We start from the raw sequence: 19,152 nt of genomic DNA on the forward strand, positions 1-19,152 counted from the left end.
GGGCACCCATGCGGGTCGCGATGTTCGGTTACCAGACCTGGGGGCACCGCACGCTCCAGGCGCTGCTGGAAGCGCCAGACCTCGAGGTGGTCCTCGTCGTCACGCATCCGAAGAGCGACCACGCGTACGAGCGGATCTGGAGTGACTCCGTCGCCGACCTGGCCACCGAGCACGGCGTGCCCGTGCTGATCCGCGAGCGCCCCGACGACGAGGAGCTGATGGCGGCGCTCAAGGAAGCCGACCTGGACGTCATCGTGGCCACCAACTGGCGCACCTGGATCCCGCCGCAGGTCTTCAACCTGCCCCGGCACGGCACGCTCAACATCCACGACTCGCTGCTGCCGAAGTACGCCGGCTTCTCCCCGCTGATCTGGGCGCTGCTCAACGACGAGCCCGAGGTCGGCGTGACCGCGCACATGATGGACGACACCCTCGACGCGGGCGACATCGTGCTGCAGCGCTCGGTGCCGGTCGGCCCGCGCGACACCACCGCCGACCTGTTCCACAAGACGCTCGCCCTGTTCGGGCCGCTGACGGTCGACGGCCTGCGGCTGATCGCGTCGGGCCGCACCGACTGGACGCCGCAGGACCGCACCCAGGCCAGCTTCTTCCACAAACGCGCCGACGAGGACCTGCGCATCGACTGGACCTGGACCGCCGAGGAGCTGGACCGCCTGGTCCGCGCCCAGTGCGACCCGTATCCGAACGCCTACACCTTCCACCGCGGGCAGCGCATCCGTGTGATCAAGGCCTCGGTCTCGCAGGCCGTGTACGGCGGCACGCCGGGCCGGATCTTCTACCGCGAGGGCGACGGCGTCGCGATCGTGGCGGGCGCAGAAGCCCGCCGGGGGAAGAGCAAGGGCCTGGTCATCGAGCGGGTACGCCTCGACGACGGCACCGAGCTGGCGGCCACCGACCTGTTCCGGACCATGGGCGGCTACCTGGGACACTCTCCGGCATGACGGAACTGACCGAGCTGCTGGCCGACCTGGTCCGCATCCCCAGCGTCGGCGGCACGCCGCACGAGGCCGGCATCCAGACGGTGCTCGCCGACTGGATGCGCGCCGAGGGCCTGGAGGTCGACCTGTGGGAGCTGCCGCTGCCGGAGCTGACCGCCCAGCCGGGTTTCCCCGGCATGGAGGTCACCCGGGAGCGCGCGTACGGGCTGGTCGGGCGGCTGCCCGGCACGGGCGGCGGACGGTCGCTGATGTTCAACGGGCACATCGACGTGGTGCCGCCCGGTGACCCGGCCACGTGGACGGGCGACCCGTTCAGCGGCCGGGTCGACGGCGACCGCCTCTACGGCCGGGGCGCCTGCGACATGAAGGGCGGCCTGGTCTCGGCGCTGTTCGCGATCCGCGAGCTGAAGCGCGACCGCCCCCGCGGCGATGTGCTCGTCGCGTGTGTGGCCGGTGAGGAGGACGGCGGGCTGGGCACGTACGCGCTGCTCGACCGGGGGTGGCGGGCCGACGCGTGCGTCATCCCCGAGCCGACCGGCCTGGCCGTGGTCCCCGCCAACGCAGGCGCGCTGACGTTCCGGCTGCGCGTGCCCGGCACGTCGGCGCACGCCTCCCGGCGTACCGCGGGCGTCAGCGCGGTCGAGAAGTTCCTGCCCGTCTTCACCGCGCTGCGCGAGCTGGAAGCGTCCCGCAACCGCGACGTCGACCCGCTGATGCGCCGCTGGGACATCCCTTACGCGCTGGAGATCGGCACCGTTCACGCGGGCGACTGGTCGTCGTCGGTGCCCGACCTGCTGATCGCCGAGGGCCGCTTCGGCGTCGCGCTCGGCGAGTCCCCGCAGTCGGCCAAGGCGGCGCTCGAAACGGCGGTCGCCGACGCGTGCGCCCGGGACGGCTGGCTGGCCGAGCACCCGGTCACCGTCGAGTGGTGGGGTGGGCAGTTCCTGCCCGGCCGCAACCCAGACCCCGCGTTCACCGCGGCGCTCGTCGAGGCCACCGGCGTCACGCCGGAGCAGTGGGGTGCGCCATACGGCAGCGACCTGCGGCTGCTCGCCGGAGCGGGCATCCCTACGGTCCAGTACGGTCCCGGCGCCATCGAGCTGGCCCACGCCCCCGACGAGTACGTGCCGATCTCCGAGGTGGTGACCGCCAGCGCCGTGCTGGCCCGCCTCGCCGCGACCCACTGCGCCTGACCGGGCAGCCCTCGCCCGCCCACGACGTCACCGCCCCGACCGCCGCCCGACAGCCTGACGGGCGGCCGCGCGACGATGCACGCCGCGACCCACCACCGACTCTCCCAGGAGAACTGAGATGCCACAGCTGACCGGCGGCCGCGTGCTGCGCGAGGCCCTGCGCGGGCAGGCGGGCCGCATCACCGGCAGCGCGCTGCTCAGCACCGGCCATCAGGCCGGCGAGGCCATGGTGCCGGTGGTGATCGGCGTCGTGGTGGACCGGGCCGTCGGCACCGGCTCCAGCTCGCAGTTGCTGCTGTGGCTCGGCGTGCTGGGCGCGGTGTTCCTGACCCTGTCGTTCAGCTTCCGGTTCGGCGCACGGCTGGGCGAACGCGCCGCCGAGCAGGCGGGGCACGTGCTGCGGGTACGCCTCACCGACCGGGTTCTCGACGCGTGCGGCGGAGCCGACACCGGCCGCCTGCCGGGTGCGCTGGCCAGCGTCGCGACCAGTGACGCCGGGCGGGTCGGCATGGTCGCGCTCGTGCTGCCCCTCGGCGTGGCCGGCATCCTGGGCCTGGCCGTCGGCGCGGTCGCGCTGCTGCGGGTGTCGCTGCCGCTCGGCCTGCTGGTGCTGCTCGGCACGCCGCTCATGATGGGGCTGGCGCACCTGCTGGGCCGTCCTTTGCAGCGGCGCAGCGAGGTCGAGCAGGACCGGATCGCGCACACCGCCGGGCTCGCCGCGGACATGGTCGGCGGCCTGCGCGTGCTCAAGGGCATCGGCGCGGAACGGGCGGCGGCCGAACGGTACCGGCTGTCGAGCCGCGCCGCGCTCACCGCGACCGTGCACGCCGCCCGTGCCAAGAGCTGGCACGACGGCACCCTGCTCGCCGTCAACGGGCTGTTCCTGGCCGTCGTCGCGCTGGTCGGCGGACGGCTCGCCGCCGACGGCGCGATCAGCATCGGCGCGCTGATCGCCGCGGTCGGCATGGCGCAGTACCTGATCGGGCCGCTGTCCATGCTGGTCTGGGTCAACGGCGAACTGGCCCAGGGTCGCGGCAGCGCCGTCCGCATCGCCGAGGTGCTGGCCTCTCCAGCGGCCGTCGGCGGCGACGCGCCGCTGACCGGCCCGATCACCGGCCGCCTCGCCGTACGCGGCCTCACCCACGGTGGCCTGCGTGACCTCGACCTCGACGTCACCGCCGGGCAGCTCGTCGGCGTCGTCACCGCCGACCCCGCCCACGCCGAGGCCCTGGTCGACCTGCTGGGCCGCGAACGCGAACCCGACTCCGGCACCATCACCCTCGACGGCCACGACCTGTCCACCCTGGACCCCGAGGCGGTACGCGCCGCGCTGCTGGTCGCCGCCCACGACGCCGAACTGTTCGAAGGCACCCTGCGCGACAACGTCCTGGCCCCGGCCGCCGACGGCAGCACCGTGCCCCGGCAGCGCACCGCTCCGGCGACCCTGACCGGCCAAGCCGACACCGCCGCGGACGGCCCGCTCACCGCGGCGCCCGCCGCCTCCGGGACCGACAGCCTGCTCGGCGCGGCGCTGGCCGCCTCCGGCGCGGACGAGGTCGCCGCGACGCTGGCCGGCGGTGTCGACGGGGCGCTCGCCGAGCGCGGCCGGTCGCTGTCCGGCGGGCAGCGCCAGCGTGTCGCCCTGGCCCGCGCGCTGGCCGCCGACGCCCCGGTGCTGGTCCTGCACGAGCCCACCACGGCCGTCGACGCGGTCACCGAGCTGCGCATCGTCAACGGCGTACGCCGCCTGCGCGAAGGCCGTACCACCGTCGTCATCACCACCAGCCCGGCGCTGCTGGCCGCCGCCGACACCGTCCACTTCGTCGCCGACGGCGCGCTCACCGCGTCCGGCACCCACGAGCAGCTCGTCCGCGAGCACACCGGCTACCGCGCGACGGTGCTGGCATGACCGGCCAGGAGGCACATCCCATGACCGAGCAGCGGGAACTGCTGCCCACCGCCACGGGCCGGCAGGCCGTCGCGGCGCTGCGCGCGCTGCTGCGCCCGCGCCGGTGGCTGGCCGCGGCGGGGCTGTTCGTGCTGACCGCCGCCACCGCCGTCGGGCTGGCCGTCGCGCCGCTGCTCGGCCACGTCGTCGACCTCGTCACCACCGGCGCGCCCGCGTCAGCGATCACCACCCCGGTCGTCGCCCTGGCCGTGATCGCGGTCCTGTCCGGAGCCGCCACCGCGTACGGCCTCACCCTGATCGCCCGGCTCGGCGAAGGGGCCCTGGCCGAGCTGCGGGAACGGTTCCTCAACCGGGCGCTGCGGCTGCCACTCGGCCAGGTCGAGCGGGCCGGGTCCGGCGACCTGACCTCACGGGCCGGCAACGACCTCAACGCGGTCGCCTCCGTGGTCCGCTCCGGCCTGCCCGAGCTGGCCCGGTCACTGCTGGCCATCGGCCTGACCCTGGCCGGGCTGGCCGTGCTCGACTGGCGCTTCATGGCCGCCGCGCTGCTGGCCGCACCCGTGCAGCTGTACACCGTCTGGTGGTACGGCGGCCGCGCCCTGCCGCTGTACGCCCGCCAGCGCATCGCCGTCGGCGCGCAGCAGCAGCAGCTCCTGGAGACCATCGGCGGCGCGCCGACGGTCCGCGCGCTGCGCCGCCGCGAGGAGCACCTGGGCCGGGTCACCGGGCGCTCGCAGGACGCCGTCGACCTGACCATGCGCGGGGTCAACCTGGTCACCCGCTTCTACGCCCGGCTCAACCTGGCCGAGTTCATCGGCCTGTCCGCGGTGCTGGCCACCGGTTTCCTGCTGGTGCGCTCAGGTGAGGTCACCATCGGCGCGGCGACCGCGGCGGCGCTGTACTTCCACAACCTGTTCACGCCGGTCAACATCGCGCTCGGGCTCATCGACGACGTGCAGGCGGCGACGGCCGCGCTGGTCCGCATCGTCGGCGTCGCCGACCTGCCCGAGCCGGCGGCTCCACCCGCGGCGCGTACGCCCGCCGACGCCTCGCTGCACGCCGACGCGGTCAGCCACTCCTACACCGCCGACCGACCTGTGCTGCACGACGTCACCATCGCGGTGCCCGCCGGGCAGCGGGTCGCGCTGGTCGGCGCGAGCGGCGCGGGCAAGAGCACCCTGGCCGGGCTGGTCGCGGGTGTGCACCAGCCGACGTCGGGCAGCATCCGGGTCGGCGGCGTCGGCATCGGCGACCTCGACCCGTCCGGCCGCCGGGCCGTCGCGCTGATCACGCAGGAGGTGTACGTCTTCGCGGGCACCCTCGCCGAGGACCTGCGCCTGGCCCGCCCCGACGCCACCGACGCCGAGCTGACCGCCGCGCTGGAGCGGGTCGGCGCGGCCGAATGGGCGACGGCGCTGCCCGAGGGCCTGTCCACCGTGGTCGGTGAGGGCGGGCACCGGCTCACCGCCGCGCAGGCGCAGCAGCTCGCGCTGGCCCGGCTGGTGCTGGCCGACCCCGCGGTCGCGGTGCTGGACGAGGCCACCGCCGAGGCGGGCAGCGCCGGGGCGCGGGTCCTGGAGGCGTCGGTCGCCGCCGCGCTGCACGGGCGCACCGGACTGCTGGTCGCGCACCGGCTCACCCAGGCGGCGCTCGCCGACCGGGTGGTGGTGCTCGACGAGGGCCGCATCGTGGAGAGCGGCTCCCACGACGAGCTGCGCGAGACCCCCGACGGCCGCTACGCCGAACTCTGGCGGGCCTGGTCCGGCCGCCGCGACGCGGACCGCGCCGCGTGAGCATCGCCGGACCTGGCGGCGCGATCCGCTAGGTCACGCCTGGGGCGCGTCGTCACCGCCGTCCGGCTCGGTGTCCTGTGCGGACCGGGCGGCGATCGCGTCCTGGATACGGCGCTGGGTGCGCAGGGCCTTCTTCGCCGCGACGCTGACCCAGCCGTCGAAGACCGTCTGCCCCTTGTCCTGCGCCATCAGGCGCTCCAAGGTCGGCACGACACTCGGGTCGCCGGTCGAGCCGAGCGCCACGGCCGCCCAGTAGCGCAGGTCCGGGTCGTCGTCGTCGGCCGCCGCGAGCAGCCTGGGAATGATGTCCGGCGCGAACTTCGACAGCGCGCTGGCGACGTATCCGATCCGGGTGAAGCCCCGGTGCTCGAACGCCTCCCACAGGGCCGTCAGCGCCTCGTCGCCGCCGATCGCGGCCAGCGCCTCGGCGGCGCGCTCGCGCAGCCACTCCGGCTCGGACCACAGCGCCGGCACCAGCGCGGGCACCGCCGACTCGTCACCGATCCGGCCGAGGGCGACGACGGCCTGCTCCTGGCCCATCCAGTCGCCGCGGTCCAGCAGCGCCACCAGCCCCGGGACCGCGGCGGGCAGGCGCAGCTCGGCGCAGCCCATCGCGGCCCAGGCCTGGCAGTTGTAGCGGGTGTCGGCGAGCGCGGCGAGCAGCGGCTCGGCCAGGGACGCGTCTACGAACACCGCGGCATGGTTCATCGCCCGGGTGTAGAGCGAGCGGTGGTAGTGCGGGTAGTCGCCCACCAGCGCCCGCAGCGCCTCCAGGGCGGACGCGTCGCCGCCTTCCTTCACGCGGTCGAGGAGCCGGTAGAGGTGCTCCTCACGGGTGTCGAGGTCGCCGTCCATCAGAGCGCGCTGATCAGGGTTCACCCGGCAACGGTAGTCCCTGGCCCGGCGGCGTTCGCGTGCACGTGGCACGCGCCGGCCGGCTCGCCGCGACATCACGCTGAACTGCTCGTATCACCCAGGGCAACGGCCACGTCACTAGGACGCCGGGTCCGGGTCCGGAACACTTGTGCCGGTGAAGGGGCAGGTATTGATCTCGGGCGCGAGCATCGCCGGTCCCGCGCTGGCCTACTGGCTGCACGAGTACGGGATGACTTCCGTGGTCGTCGAGCGCCACGACGGCATCCGTCCCGGCGGCCAGACCGTCGATCTGCGCGGGGCGGGCCGCACGGTCGCCCGGCGGATGGGCATCGAGGACGCCGTCCGGGCCCGCTCCACCGGGGAGGACGGGGTCGCCTTCGTCGACGCGCGCAACCGGGTCAAGGCGGCGTTCGCCGCGGATGTCTTCGGCGGGGAGGGTTTCGTCGCCGAACTGGAGATCCTGCGCGGCGAGCTGGCGGAGCTGCTGCACGAGCGCACCCGCGAGCGCACCGAGTACGTCTTCGGTGACCGCATCACCGCCGTGGACGACCGCGACGACGAGATCCTGGTCTCGTTCGCGCACGGCCCCGACCGAGCGTTCGACGTGGTGGTGGCGGCTGACGGCATCGGCTCCACGACGCGGGGGCTGGTGTTCGGCGACGAGGCGCGGGTGACCCCGCTCGGGCTGTACACGGCCTACCTCACCATCCCCCGTGCGGCGTCGGACGGCTCGTGGGCGCGCTGGCACAACGCGCCCGGCGGCCGGGTCGTCGCGCTGCGCCCGGACAACCTCGGCACGACCAGGGCGCTGATGTCGTTCCTGTGCCCGCCCCGCGGCTACGAGCGGCTCCCGGCCGCCGAGCAGAAGGAGCTGCTGCGCCGCGTCTTCGCCGACGCGGGCTGGGAGGCTCCCCGGGTGCTGCGCGAGCTCGACGCCGCCGACGAGTTCTACTGCGAGCTCGTCGGCCAGGTGCGCGCGCCGCGCTGGAGCAGGGGCCGGGTCGTCCTGCTCGGCGACGCGGGCTACTGCGCCTCGCCGATCAGCGGCATGGGCACCAGCCTGGCCCTGGTGGGGGCGTACGTGCTGGCTGGTGAGCTGGCCGCCCAGCCCGGGCATCGCGCCGCCTTCGGGTCCTACGAGCGCATCATGCGGCCGTACGTCGCCCAGGCCCAGCACCTGCCGCCGTTCACACCGCGCATCGCGCACCCGCGCAGCCGGGTCGGGATCGGATTCCTCAACACTCTGCTGGCCACGGCCGCAAACCCGACGGTGCAGCGCCTCGCCCGGCGTTTCATGTCACCGCCCGCCGAGAAGATCGACCTGCCGGACCACACCGGCCTGCGCAGGGCGTGAGCCGCGCTCACGCGAGCACGGCCGCGCTGACGGTGTCGACGTACCAGCGCTGGAACCGTTCGGCCGACCAGCCGCGGGTGCGTACCAGCCAGTCGTAGTTGCGGGCGTCCATCGCCAGCCACAGCACGTCGGCGACGCTGTCGGCGTCGTGCTCGGGGCGCACCCCGCCGGTCGCGACGAGTTCCGCGGCGAACATGCCCATGCCACGCCGCCGCTCCTCGACACTCTTGCGCCAGATGGCGGCGGCGTCGGCATCCGCGGTCGCCGCCCCGGCCAGCGCGACCATCACCGCGGCGTTGCGCTCGTGAACCTCGGTGATCTGCCGGGCATAGCGGACGAGTTTGGCCCGCGGGTCGGCCAGGGCCCGGATCTCGGCGACGAAGGCACGGTCGGGCAGCGCCACCGGCTCGTCGTCGCCTGCCGTCGTCACGTCGACCAGATCGGACAGCAGCCGGCGTTTGCTGCCGAACACCGCGTAGACGGTCTGCACCGCGACACCGGCCTCGGCCGCGATCGCGGTCAGCGGGGTCGCGGCGTATCCGGCCTCGGCGAACAGCCGACCGGCCGCGTCCAGGATCGCGCGCCGGGTCTGACGGGCCTGCTCCTGTCGCCGCTCCGACTCGTAGCGCCGCTTGACAACCACCGCCTCACTGTAGTGCTCTATTCGATAGAGCAACACTCTAACCAAAGGATGTGATCGTATGCCGTTCGGTGTGCTGCAGGAGATGCCCGGCGTGAGCGAGGCCGAATACCGGCTGGTCGAGCAGCACCTCGGCCCGGACCGGCCGCCGGGCCTGCTGGCCCACGTCGCCGGGCCGACCGAGGACGGCTGGCGGATCATCAACGTCTGGCAGGACGAGGCGGCGTTCCGGCGCTTCCAGTCCGAGCGCCTGGTGCGGGCCGCGGGCCTGGCCGCCCAGCAGGACGGCTTCGACGCCGGCAAGAGCGCCGGCTTCCGGGCGATGACCGTCGACGGCGCAGAACTGCCGTTCTGATGGCCGACACTGCCGGGCTGCGCGCCCGCAACAGCGCGTTCTGGGCGCAGGCCGCACCCGGCTGGATCCGGCACGCCGACCGCCAGGACGAACTCGGCAGGCCGCTGGGCGCGGTCGCGATGGCCCGCCTCGACCCGCGACCCGGCGAGCGCGTCCTCGACATCGGCTGCGGCTGCGGCGGCACCACCGCCGAGCTGGCGGCGGCGGTCGGGCCGACCGGCACGGCGCTCGGCGTGGACCTGGCGGAGTCCATGGTCGCCGCGGCGGCGACCCGGTTCCCGTCCGACAGGCATCCGGGTCTGCGGTTCGCCGCCGCCGACATCGAGACCGGCGAGCTGCCGGGTGCGCCGTACGACGCGGCGTACTCCCGGATGGCCCTGATGCTGCTCGCCGATCCGGTCGCGGGCTGTGCCAACGTCCGGCGGGCACTGCGGCCCGACGGGCGGCTGGCCGCCACGGTATTCCGCGACGGCACCGCCAACCCGTGGCTCCAGCTGGCGGTGCTCGGCGCCGCACCGCACGTGGGGGCGCTGCCGCCGCTGCCGGTCGGCGACGAACCCGGCCCGTTCGCGTTCGCCGACCCGGCCCGGGTGCGCCGGATACTCACCGCGGCGGGCTTCGACGCCGTCACGGTCGAACCGGACGACGTGACCCTCGCCGCCCCCGACGACCCCGACACCGTGGCCGAGTGGCTGATCGAAATCGGACCGGCCGGAGCCGCGTACCGGACCGCACCGACTCGGCAGCAGGCCGCCGCTCGCACCGCGGCGGCCGGGTTGCTCGACCGGTTCCGGGAGCCCGGGACCGGCTACCGGCTCCCCGCCGGACTCTGGCTCATCACGGCGACGGCACCCTGACGCCACCCCAGACCACCGCTCCGAGCACGTCGAACTCCTCCAGAACGGTTGACCACATGAGAGCCCGAACCACCACCCTGCTCGCCCCGGCCATCCTGTGCCTCGCCCTCGGCCTGACCGCCTGCGGCGACGACGCGGATCCCGCGCCACCGGCCGCGAACGGCGCCTCCGCATCGGCGCCGCCCGCGGACTCCTGCGGCGGGGCCGCCGACCGGGTGAAGGAGCACCTGGACAACGCCAAGGTCAGTTCGGTCGTCGTGAACGGCCAGTGCACCTCCGTCGTGATCACCACGACCCTCGGCGACGACGCAAACGCCGACGCCTTGCGGCTCTGCGAATCCGCGGCCGAGGTCGCCTACAGCGGCGACGTCAACGCCGTCACCGTGCTGGCCGCCTCGAAGGCGGAACTGGCCATCGGCATCTCCGGCGCGAAGTGCATGGCCTCGGCCTGACACACGGCCGGCGGGCGGTGCTCCACCCCGTGCGGGGAGCACCGCCTTCAGTGTTGCGGGCTCTGTCGCGCCTCGTGGACCAGTTCGTACGTCAGCTCGGCGATCTGGCCGTCCTGCACGATCCGGGCCAGCCGCACCTGCGACGACAGCAGCCGGCGCGGCAGCAGCGGCGCTCCCCCGCCGAGGAACACCGGGGTGACCCCCATGATGATCTCGTCTAGCCGTCCCTGGTCGGCGAACCGGCCCACCAGCTCGCCGCCGCCGACCAGCCACACGTTGGCCGCACCGGCCGCCGCGAGCATCGCGTCGTGCACCGGGCCGACGTCACCGGACACGAAGTGCAGGTTCGCGCCCGGAATCCGCGGCAGGTCACGGTGGCTGAACACCCAGCACGGCGTATCGCCGTAGTACGCCCGCCACTTCTCCGGATGATCCAGCAGCTGATCGTGGTCGAGCACCCACTCGTACGTCGTCGCGCCCATGCACATCGCGCCCACCCCGGTGAAGAACTGCTTGAACCGGTCCGGGCCGCTCCGGTCGACGACGAACAGCCAGTCCAGCGAGTTCTCCTGATCGGCGATGAAACCGTCAGCGCTGGTCGCCGTGTAGTACTGGGTTCTGGTCACCGGTCCAGTTTTTCACGCGCAGCGGCGGCAGCGGCTCCATGCCGGCAAGCTCGGCTGCCAGGTCCGCGGCGGTCACCTCACCGCCGTACGCCGCCGCCCACACGCGGCAACGCAGGTCCAGGTGCGCGAGTTCCAACGGAGTCGGGCCGTACTCCGGACCGAGCTCGTAACCCTTGCGTTCGGCGTCGAGGCGGCCGCTCACCTTGAGATCGGCCAGCCGCGCCTGGAGGTCGAGATCGTCGAACGGCGGCTCCCTCGGATCGAAGACCGGCCGGATCGGCGCGACGGCGGCGAACCCGAGCAACGTCAGGAGCCCGACCACGGCGTTCTCCATCGGGACCGATGGCATGTCCCGCATTCCGACGAACTCCGCCACGCCCTGAGCCGAGGGCGTCCGCCCGGCCTCCACCGCCCACGCGAGCAGCGTGTCCACGGCCGCCTGTTGTTCGGCAACCGGCGGACGCCCACCGACATGCTCCAGGCCGCAGTCTTCCGGACGGTTCGGCACGTGCAGCGACAGTGCCACACCCGACGGCGTACCGGCCTCGATCAGCGCGCAGCTGCTCTCTGCGACGTACGCCGCAAGCACGGGCGCGCGGGTGGCGGCCAGCAGGTCAGCGACACCCTCTGCTAGGCGCAGCCGCTCGGAGTGGAAGGCCGTGACCCCGACCCGCTGCCAGCCGTCGCCGACGTCGTGCAGGCTCACCACCTGCTGCCACAGCCCGTGCAGGCCCACGCGCGAGCCGAACGCCCTCACCTCCGGGTGCGTGGGCAGCGGGCGGCCGACCGGCCGGGCCAACAGCATCGTGCCGTAGTAACCCATGGCGCGACAGGGTACGCCACACCACCGACCCCGGTGACCACGTCACGGGCGGGCACATGGACAGTGATACATGGCGATGACACCATATGTCGATGCGTCGCATACCCCTCCTCTGCGTGCTCGCCCTGCTCGGCACCACCGTGCTGGCCGCACCCGCCTCCGCAGCACCGGTCGCGCTGCTCAGCGACCCCGTCTACGACTACGCCACCGCCATCCGCGAGACCGTGTACGTCGAGACGACCCTCGACAACGACGGCAACGGCACCCCCGACAAGGTCGTCGCGGACATCATCCGGCCCCGCGAGGCGGCCACGGCCGGGGTGAAGGTGCCGGTCGTCATGGACGCCTCGCCCTACTACCAGTGCTGCGGGCGCGGCAACGAGTCCGAGAAGAAGGTCTACGCCGCCGACGGCACGGTGACCAAGTTCCCGCTGTACTACGACAACTTCTTCGTGCCGCGCGGATACGCCTTCATCGCCGCCGACCTGGCCGGCACCAGCCGCTCAACGGGCTGCGAGGACGTCGGCGGCACCGAGGAGGTGCAGGGCGCGAAGGCGGTCGTCGACTGGCTCAACGGCCGGGCCGTGGGCCGCACCGCGAGCGGCACCGTGGTCAACGCGACGACCTGGACCACCGGCAAGGTCGGCATGATCGGCAAGTCGTGGGACGGCACCGTCGCCAACGCGGTCGCCGCCACCGGCGTGGAGGGCCTGGAGACCATCGTGCCGATCGGTGCGATCTCCAGCTGGTACGACTACAACCGCGCCAACGGCATGGTCAACCCGAAGGTCAGCTCCGTGCCGAGCCTGCACACCACGGTCAACGGCCGCCCGTCAGGCACCTGCACCGCCGTGTCCAGCGCCCTGAGCAGCGGGGCGGTCAGCAACGGCAACTACAACTCGTTCTGGGCCGCCCGCAACTACGTCCCCAACGCCGCCTCCGTGCACGCGAGCGTCTTCGTCGTACACGGCATGAACGACCTCAACGTGCAGGGCGTGCACTTCGGACAGTGGTGGGACGCGCTCGCCGCCAACAACGTGCCCCGCAAGATCTGGCTGTCGCAGGAGGGCCACGTCGACCCGTTCGACTTCCGGCGGGCTGCGTGGGTGGACACACTGCACCGCTGGTTCGACTTCTGGCTAAAGGACATCGACAACGGCATCATGAATGAGCCGATGGCCGACGTGGAACGGGCCGCCGACGTCTGGCAGACCAGCACGCTGTGGCCGCCGTCGGGCACCACCACCACGAACTACGTGCTGCAGGGCACCGGCAACCCGGGCGTGCTGGCGTCGTCCGGCGCGGGCTCGGGCAGCCTCTCGCTGACCGACGCGCCGTCATTGAGCGAGGCCAACGCGGTCAGCTCGCCGACGACCGCCCGCACCGGCCGCAAGGTGTACCAGACCCCGGTGCTCACCTCTGACCTGCGCATCTCCGGCACCCCCACGATCACGCTCCGGGTCCGGTCGAGCAAGGCGACGACCACCCTGACCGCCAAGCTCGTCACGTACGGCACCGCCACCCGCGTGAACTACCGCGCCTCCGGCGAAGGCATCAGCACCCTGACCAGCCAATCGTGCTGGGGCTCCTCGTCGGCCACCGACGACGCCTGCTACAAGGACACCGCGAAGGTCGTCTCCAGCGCCGCCTACCAGGTGCTGTCCCGCGGCTGGATGGACGGCCAGCACCGCGATTCGCTGACCACCACCACCGCCATGAACACCAGCACCTACTACACGATCACCTGGAAGCTGCGCCCCATCGACCAGATCATCCCCGCCGGCCAGCGCCTCGGCCTCGTCCTGACCCTCACCGACCCCGAGTTCGTCACCGCCCACTCCACCGGCGCCACCGCCACCATCGACCTCGCCACCACCGTCCTGAAGCTGCCCATCGCCCCGGCCGGCGGCTTCACCGCCCAGTCGCTGTCGCCGCAGCCCCTGCCGCCCGTCGTCATCGACCCCACCTGGAGCCCCACCACCGGCACCCGCTTCAACTGACAAAGCAAAGGAAGGGCACCTTCTTATCGGATTTCGTGGGTGAAGGTGCCCTTCTTAACATCGAGGCCTGGGTCGCGAGCGCGGCCCAGGCGCCGCAGGCCGGCCTCGCCGACCGGGTCGACGCCGAGGTTGGCGCAGACCACGAAACCGTCATGCGTCCCGTCCGAGACCGTGAGGCACACGTACCGGTGGCGGTGCCGCTCCGGAACCTCGGTGAAGCCGTCGACCTCGGTGAGGTCGCCACGGATGGCGATGAACAGCTCGCGGTAGTTCACCCGCGTGTTCATGGCGAGCACGCCCACGAACACGACGTCGACCGACTCCTCGGACCTGCTCGTTCCGTGGCCGGGGTCAGCACGGCCGTGACTGCGCAGAATGAGCGTGCGGTGCGAAACCGTGTAGAGCCACTGCCGGAACGGGCGCGCAAGATGCAGCGGCAGGCTCTGCCCGAGTTGACGCACGGTCGGGCCTACTCAGCCGCGGTGGTCGGCGACGCCTTCGCGGGCGTCGAGCAGCTCATCCCAATGCTCCCTCGCCCACGCGCACGCCGTGTCCATCGGGGCGAGCATGCTGCGGCCCAGCAGGGTCAACTCGTAGACGACCTGCCGGTCGGCTGCGCGGCGGGTGACCAGGCCGTCGCGCTCCATCGTGCGCAGCGATTTGGTGAGCACCTTCGCGGTGATGCCGCGCAGCGGCACCCGCAGCTCCGAGAACCGGCGCGGGCCGCCCTCGAGGCAGCGGATCACCATGCCGGTCCACTTGTCGCCGAACCGGATCGGCGACAGGTCGGACGGGCATATCTCGTCGAACATGTCCGGTGCCAGGGGTGCGGTCACCCGCGCGATGGTAGCCGGTATCCGAACGGATACCACCTGCCCCGATAGCGTCCGCAGCGTGACCGGGACCCACCCGGCGTACCCAGCCGAGGAGTGGCGCATGAGCAGGATCGTGGTCTTCGGGGCCGGCGGCCGGGCAGGTCGGGCCGTCGCGGCCGAGGCACGGCGGCGGGGGCATCAGGTGACCGCGGTGGTACGCGTCCCCGCACGCCACCCCGACCTCGAAGCCGACGCGGTGCTGGCCGGTGACGTGACCGACCCCGCCACCGTCGCACGCGTCGCGGCCGGGCACGACGCGGCCGTGAACGCCTCCGCCGACCTCGCCGCGGACCCCGCGACGTTCTTCCCGGCCGCGGCACGCGCCCTGCTCGACGGCCTGCCCCGGGCCGGGGTCGGCCGGCTGGTCACCATCGGCCTGGCGTCGGTGCTGGACACGAAGTCCGGCACACCGCTGATGGACACCGCCGGCTATCCGCAGGAGTACCGGTCCTTCTACCTCGGGCACGCGGCAGGCACGGCCGTGCTGCGTGCGACGCCGACCGGCCTGGACTGGCTGGTGCTCAGCCCGGCCGGGGACTTCGACCACACCGCCGGACGCACCGGCCGACACCGCCCCGCGACAGCCGACGCCGCCAGCCGCATCAGCTACCCCGACTTCGCCGTCGCGGTCCTCGACGAGATCGAGAACCCCGCGCACCACCGCGACCACCTGGGCATCGAGGCCGGATGAGCGCCGAGGACGTCACCGACAGCCCGGTCCCGTGGGTGGCCGCGCACATCGGGCGCTTCGTCGAGACCGGCGGCCAGACCCCGCCCGGCATCAACGACCTGTTGCTGACCACCCGTGGACGCAGGACGCGTACCCTGCGCCGGTGGTCGTAGTCGAGCCGACCTTGTGAAGTGAGTGCCGGGCGGACCCGCGAACCAATCTCCCAGCGGCCGGCGGGCCCGCCCTCCACCTCCAGCACTGCGACGTCGGACATGCGAGCATCGGATCAACCAACGAGCAATAGACAGGGGTGGCAGCTGTGACCGGTGTGACCGGTGTGACCGGTGCCGACGCGCAGGGCGGGCAGATGGCCGGTTCGCCTGCAACTGGCATCGTCATCAGCGACGCGGTCGACGACATCATTCAGTCGATCGCCCGGTTCACCAGGGCCGCTGCCGCGCTGACCGACACCGATGTGCAGGCTCCCTCACGGTTGCCGCGCTGGACACGTGGCCACGTGCTGGCGCACGTCACGAGCAGCGCCGACGCCTACTCGAGGCTGCTGTGCCAGGCGCGCACGGATCACCGTGGGTCCCACCGTGCGGCTGATGTGGCCGCCCTGGCTCGTGCAGTCGAGGAAGGCGCCGTGCTGCCGGCGGCCGAACTCGCCGGACAGGTGCGCTCCAGCTTGGACGGATTTGCCCAGGCAGCCAGGACGATGCCGACGGATGCATGGAAAGTCATGGTCACGGCCATGGCAGGTTGGCGCCATCCTGCCTGGTACACCCTGCGCCGGTGCCTGCGCGAGCTCGAGACCCATCACCTGGACCTCGACGTCGGCTACCGCACATCGGACTGGCCGACGGGTTACGTCGCCTGGGCACTCGGGGACACCCTCGCCGCGTTGAAAGCGCGGTCCTTCCCGCTCGCCTCTGCCGAAGCCACCGATCTCGGCCTGACCTGGGACATGTCCGCCGACGGCCCCGCGCTCGCCGGCCCGGGACACGCCCTGCTCGGCTGGCTCACCGGCAGGGCGCCCGCCGACGGGCTCGTGTCCGACCGCCCGCCGACGGCTCTGCCGATGCCACCGGCGTGGCCCCAGCCACCCGTTCCCGGTTGGGGCCGCGACTCCTGAGCATCGCTGCCGGACGCCGAGGTTTCGCGGCGACAGCGCCCGGACGGGCGTGGCATCATGCCGCAATGCCGACGTTCAGTTCGTACGACGGAACCACGCTCGCCTACCATGTCGAAGGCTCTGGACCGGTGCTCGTCTGCCAGCCCGGTGGCCCCGGTCGCGCCAGCTCCTACCTCGGTGACCTCGGTGGCCTGACCCGCATGTACACGGTGATCAGGCTGGACAGCCGTGGCACCGGCGACTCCGCGGCGCCGTCGGATCCGGCCACCTACCGGATGGACGCGCTGGTGCACGACCTGGAGGCGCTTCGCGCGCACCTCGGGCTGGAGACGATGACGCTGCTCGGCCACTCGGCCGGCGCCAACGTGGTCACGCTCTACGCCGCCGCCCATCCGGCCCGGGTCGAGCGCCTGATCCTGCTCACCGGTCTCGTCCGTGCCGCCGGTCTCACGCCGATCGGTGCGGACGAAGCCCAGCAGGCCCGCGCGGGCGAGCCCTGGTACGCCGAAGCGGTCGCCGCGTGGAACGCGTGGGACAAGCTGCCCGAGGACGCGAGCGAGGCGGACGCGCACCCGTTCATGCTGGCCTCGGCACCGCTCTTCTACGGCCGGTGGGACGCCGCGGCCGCCGCGCACGCCGCCGCCGCGCTGACCGAGTTCACGCCTGCGGCCCGCGACGGGTTCCACGCGGGCTATACCCCTGACCGGGACGCGATCACGGCCAAGCTGGCCGCGTTGACCGCGCCGGTGCTGGTGATCGCGGGCGAACTCGACCGGTCGCCGACCCCGGCCGCCGCTGCCGAGGTCGCGAAGCTGTTCCCGTCGGCGACCGTGGTGACGATCGCGGGCGGCGGCCACTTCCCCTGGCTCGACGACCCGGCGGCGCTGGCGTCCGCGCTGAAGCCGTAGACCACAGCGCCCGTCAGCTCCTGGGATGCCGGTGGGAGCCGGCGATCTCCGGCAGCCGTGCTAGCGGCGTACGCGTTCGCGGATGGCGAGCAGGCCCAGCGCCAGCAGCAGCGGCGCGATCAGGCGCAGCACCAGTTCGATCCAGTCGCCGGTCGGGGTGAGTGCCACGTCCGAGCCGCGCAGCAGCGTGGACGCGGCGCGCAGGGTGTAGCGCAGGGCGTCGCCGTACGCGGTGGGGCTCTGGAAGCCCCAGCGGTCGAGGGCGGCGCTGGCCGCGGCGACGACCAGTCCGAGGGTCACGAAGGCCCGCCAGGCCCGCTGGCCGTATCCGGACAGCAGCCAGTACAGCCACAGCAGCAGCCACTCGCCCAGGGTGCTGAAGGCGGCACGCCAGTGCCGTTCGCGCAGGCCGTTGCGGACGGAGCGCCAGAGTCCGATGCGGCGCATCTCCATCTCGCCGTAGTAGAAGTCGGACGCGGCCCGCTGGTCCTTGCGGTCCTGCATCATGCTGCGCAGGTTGTGGTAGTCGGCCTGCACGCTGTCGACCGACGGGGCCTCGTGCCCGTCGGCGCCGGGCAGCGCCCACCGGGCGTGGCCGCGTACGCGGTGCTCGTCGGCGAGGGTGGCCCGGTGGGTGATCCAGAGGCTGCGCGGTGAGGTGCGCCAGCCGTGCCAGTCGTCGACGGTGAGCTTGTCGAGGTTGTGCGCACCCGCGAACGAGCACTCGGACAGGTCCACGTAGGACAGCCGGAGCTGGCTCAGGTCGGTGCCGAGCAGCCGCCCCAGGACCGGTCGGTCCTGCATCCGCCAGGCCTCGACGGTCGGCGCGGCCGCGGCGACCACGGACGGGCCGCCGAGGTCGACTTCGAGCAGGTCGAGCCGGGTAGGCCCGGCGCAGGTGACGCGTACGCCGCGGTGGAACCCGGCGCGGCGCAGGTCGGCCTCGCGTACGTCGCCGAGTTGCAGCAGCGCCCGGTGCTGGAAGGTGGTGCGGCGCAGGTCGAGCAGGTCGGCGCGCAGCCCGGCGATCTCGACGGAGCCGCTGAGCGTGCCGCGGGCCAGCGAGACCACGCCCCCACAGGTCACGTCGGCGAGGAACACGTCGCGCTCGAAGACGGCGTCGCGCATACGCAGCAGCTCGCCGACGGTCAGGTCGTTGATCGAGACGTACGCCTGCAGGTGCGCGCCGTCGAACACGGCCGCCCCGCCGATCTCGACGTCCCTGATCCGCAGCGAGCCGCGGAACGTGGCGCCTGAGCACTTCAGGTCTCCGGTGATCACTAACCCGGTGAGCTGCACCTCGTCGAGGCGTTGGCCGCTGAGGTCGAGGTCGGCGAGGACCGGCCGGCCCCGCTCGTCGGTCGGGCAGCTCGCGATGTGGTGCGCCAGGCACCGTTCGTCGACGACGGCCTCACCGGAGCACTCCACGCAGTTCGCCACGGGCGAGACGTTAGCCCATCGGCACGAACCCGCCGGCGGCCGTCCGTCCATTGCGGAGTCCACGAGAGCCCGCGGACCGACTGCCGGAGCGGTCCGATGCATGCCGTTTCCATCGGGATGAACGCCGCACGCGGTCTCCAAGATCTGTTTTTGTGGACGCTGGATGCTGACTCGAAAATCGGTGAGTGAGTGGGCAGGCGGCAGCACCCGGCGGAGCGAAGCGGAGCCGGGTTTGGTGTGGGGCGTCGTTAAGCCGCGGCGAGTAGTTCGGGTGGTGGCTGGAGGGT

Annotated in this window: 20 protein-coding genes; 13 read left to right on the plus strand and 7 right to left on the minus strand. The window is 72.9% G+C overall.

Annotated elements, in window-relative coordinates; all coding sequences use genetic code 11:
- The first annotated feature begins 8 nt into the window (after positions 1 to 8).
- The 4 genes from F6W97_RS37660 to F6W97_RS37675 all read left to right on the plus strand — a co-directional run bounded on the left by F6W97_RS37660 (position 9) and on the right by F6W97_RS37675 (position 5,854).
- On the plus strand, positions 9 to 962 hold the full coding sequence (locus tag F6W97_RS37660) for a methionyl-tRNA formyltransferase (RefSeq protein WP_155375366.1): 954 nt from the start codon (positions 9 to 11) through the stop codon (positions 960 to 962).
- The gene (locus F6W97_RS37665) at positions 959 to 2,152 is read left to right on the plus strand and encodes an ArgE/DapE family deacylase (RefSeq protein WP_155375367.1); all 1,194 of its coding nucleotides are present in this window, start codon (positions 959 to 961) and stop codon (positions 2,150 to 2,152) included. Before F6W97_RS37660 ends, F6W97_RS37665 begins: the two co-directional genes overlap by 4 nt.
- A 118-nt stretch (positions 2,153 to 2,270) precedes the next feature.
- Positions 2,271 to 4,061: an ABC transporter transmembrane domain-containing protein gene (locus F6W97_RS37670; RefSeq protein WP_155375368.1), complete on the plus strand. Its 1,791-nt coding sequence runs from the start codon at positions 2,271 to 2,273 to the stop codon at positions 4,059 to 4,061.
- Positions 4,058 to 5,854 (plus strand): ABC transporter ATP-binding protein, encoded by a 1,797-nt coding sequence (locus F6W97_RS37675; protein ID WP_230687304.1) that lies wholly within the window; start codon positions 4,058 to 4,060, stop codon positions 5,852 to 5,854. The genes F6W97_RS37670 and F6W97_RS37675 overlap by 4 nt, the downstream gene beginning before the upstream one ends.
- Before the next feature lie 33 nt (positions 5,855 to 5,887).
- Here F6W97_RS37675 and F6W97_RS37680 read toward each other — a convergent pair whose 3' ends face one another.
- Positions 5,888 to 6,733 carry a HEAT repeat domain-containing protein gene (locus F6W97_RS37680; RefSeq protein ID WP_196279508.1) on the minus strand — a complete coding sequence of 282 codons (846 nt, stop codon included), beginning with the start codon at positions 6,731 to 6,733 and terminating at the stop codon, positions 5,888 to 5,890.
- A 151-nt stretch (positions 6,734 to 6,884) separates the two neighbouring features.
- Here F6W97_RS37680 and F6W97_RS37685 point away from each other — a divergent pair, with 151 nt between their 5' ends.
- Positions 6,885 to 8,084, plus strand: coding sequence for an FAD-dependent monooxygenase (locus tag F6W97_RS37685; RefSeq protein WP_155375371.1), 1,200 nt, complete (start codon positions 6,885 to 6,887; stop codon positions 8,082 to 8,084).
- A gap of 7 nt (positions 8,085 to 8,091) precedes the next feature.
- On the opposite strand, the gene F6W97_RS37690 is transcribed toward F6W97_RS37685, so the two are convergent.
- A complete protein-coding gene (locus F6W97_RS37690; RefSeq protein ID WP_230687305.1) occupies positions 8,092 to 8,727 on the minus strand; it encodes a TetR/AcrR family transcriptional regulator in 636 nt (211 codons plus the stop codon).
- A gap of 58 nt (positions 8,728 to 8,785) precedes the next feature.
- Here F6W97_RS37690 and F6W97_RS41105 point away from each other — a divergent pair, with 58 nt between their 5' ends.
- The 3 genes from F6W97_RS41105 to F6W97_RS37700 are packed head-to-tail and all read left to right on the plus strand — an operon-like array spanning position 8,786 to position 10,388.
- The gene (locus F6W97_RS41105) at positions 8,786 to 9,079 is read left to right on the plus strand and encodes a hypothetical protein (RefSeq protein ID WP_230687306.1); all 294 of its coding nucleotides are present in this window, start codon (positions 8,786 to 8,788) and stop codon (positions 9,077 to 9,079) included.
- Complete coding sequence (locus F6W97_RS37695) at positions 9,079 to 9,936, plus strand: class I SAM-dependent methyltransferase (protein WP_155375373.1); 858 nt, start codon at positions 9,079 to 9,081, stop codon at positions 9,934 to 9,936. Before F6W97_RS41105 ends, F6W97_RS37695 begins: the two co-directional genes overlap by 1 nt.
- A gap of 56 nt (positions 9,937 to 9,992) precedes the next feature.
- Positions 9,993 to 10,388: a hypothetical protein gene (locus F6W97_RS37700; RefSeq protein ID WP_155375374.1), complete on the plus strand. Its 396-nt coding sequence runs from the start codon at positions 9,993 to 9,995 to the stop codon at positions 10,386 to 10,388.
- Between the two features lie 47 nt (positions 10,389 to 10,435).
- On the opposite strand, the gene F6W97_RS37705 is transcribed toward F6W97_RS37700, so the two are convergent.
- Together F6W97_RS37705 and F6W97_RS37710 are read right to left on the minus strand one after the other, a co-directional pair.
- Positions 10,436 to 11,014, minus strand: coding sequence for a dihydrofolate reductase family protein (locus tag F6W97_RS37705; protein ID WP_155375375.1), 579 nt, complete (start codon positions 11,012 to 11,014; stop codon positions 10,436 to 10,438).
- Positions 10,977 to 11,837 (minus strand): hypothetical protein, encoded by an 861-nt coding sequence (locus F6W97_RS37710; protein ID WP_155375376.1) that lies wholly within the window; start codon positions 11,835 to 11,837, stop codon positions 10,977 to 10,979. Before F6W97_RS37710 ends, F6W97_RS37705 begins: the two co-directional genes overlap by 38 nt.
- A gap of 92 nt (positions 11,838 to 11,929) precedes the next feature.
- Between F6W97_RS37710 and F6W97_RS37715 the strand changes: the two genes are divergently transcribed.
- Positions 11,930 to 13,837 carry a Xaa-Pro dipeptidyl-peptidase gene (locus tag F6W97_RS37715; protein ID WP_155375377.1) on the plus strand — a complete coding sequence of 636 codons (1,908 nt, stop codon included), beginning with the start codon at positions 11,930 to 11,932 and terminating at the stop codon, positions 13,835 to 13,837.
- Positions 13,838 to 13,860: 23 nt separating this feature from the next.
- Here the strand turns inward: F6W97_RS37715 and F6W97_RS40315 are convergent, their stop codons facing one another.
- Positions 13,861 to 14,298 carry a hypothetical protein gene (locus tag F6W97_RS40315; protein ID WP_196279509.1) on the minus strand — a complete coding sequence of 146 codons (438 nt, stop codon included), beginning with the start codon at positions 14,296 to 14,298 and terminating at the stop codon, positions 13,861 to 13,863.
- Positions 14,299 to 14,310: 12 nt separating this feature from the next.
- Positions 14,311 to 14,673 (minus strand): winged helix-turn-helix transcriptional regulator, encoded by a 363-nt coding sequence (locus F6W97_RS37725; RefSeq protein WP_155375379.1) that lies wholly within the window; start codon positions 14,671 to 14,673, stop codon positions 14,311 to 14,313.
- 100 nt (positions 14,674 to 14,773) lie between these two features.
- Between F6W97_RS37725 and F6W97_RS37730 the strand changes: the two genes are divergently transcribed.
- The 4 genes from F6W97_RS37730 to F6W97_RS37745 all read left to right on the plus strand — a co-directional run bounded on the left by F6W97_RS37730 (position 14,774) and on the right by F6W97_RS37745 (position 17,425).
- Positions 14,774 to 15,403: an NAD(P)-dependent oxidoreductase gene (locus F6W97_RS37730; protein WP_155375380.1), complete on the plus strand. Its 630-nt coding sequence runs from the start codon at positions 14,774 to 14,776 to the stop codon at positions 15,401 to 15,403.
- Positions 15,400 to 15,555 carry a hypothetical protein gene (locus tag F6W97_RS37735; protein ID WP_155375381.1) on the plus strand — a complete coding sequence of 52 codons (156 nt, stop codon included), beginning with the start codon at positions 15,400 to 15,402 and terminating at the stop codon, positions 15,553 to 15,555. The genes F6W97_RS37730 and F6W97_RS37735 overlap by 4 nt, the downstream gene beginning before the upstream one ends.
- 146 nt (positions 15,556 to 15,701) lie before the next feature.
- Positions 15,702 to 16,517, plus strand: a complete 816-nt coding sequence (locus F6W97_RS37740; RefSeq protein ID WP_230687307.1) for a maleylpyruvate isomerase family mycothiol-dependent enzyme — start codon at positions 15,702 to 15,704, stop codon at positions 16,515 to 16,517.
- A 65-nt stretch (positions 16,518 to 16,582) separates the two neighbouring features.
- On the plus strand, positions 16,583 to 17,425 hold the full coding sequence (locus F6W97_RS37745) for an alpha/beta fold hydrolase (protein ID WP_155375382.1): 843 nt from the start codon (positions 16,583 to 16,585) through the stop codon (positions 17,423 to 17,425).
- Between the two features lie 60 nt (positions 17,426 to 17,485).
- Here the strand turns inward: F6W97_RS37745 and F6W97_RS37750 are convergent, their stop codons facing one another.
- A complete protein-coding gene (locus tag F6W97_RS37750; RefSeq protein ID WP_155375383.1) occupies positions 17,486 to 18,865 on the minus strand; it encodes a hypothetical protein in 1,380 nt (459 codons plus the stop codon).
- Positions 18,866 to 19,152: the final 287 nt, after the last annotated feature.

It is taken from the genome of Catellatospora vulcania (assembly GCF_009720385.1).
Classification (GTDB): domain Bacteria; phylum Actinomycetota; class Actinomycetes; order Mycobacteriales; family Micromonosporaceae; genus Catellatospora; species Catellatospora vulcania.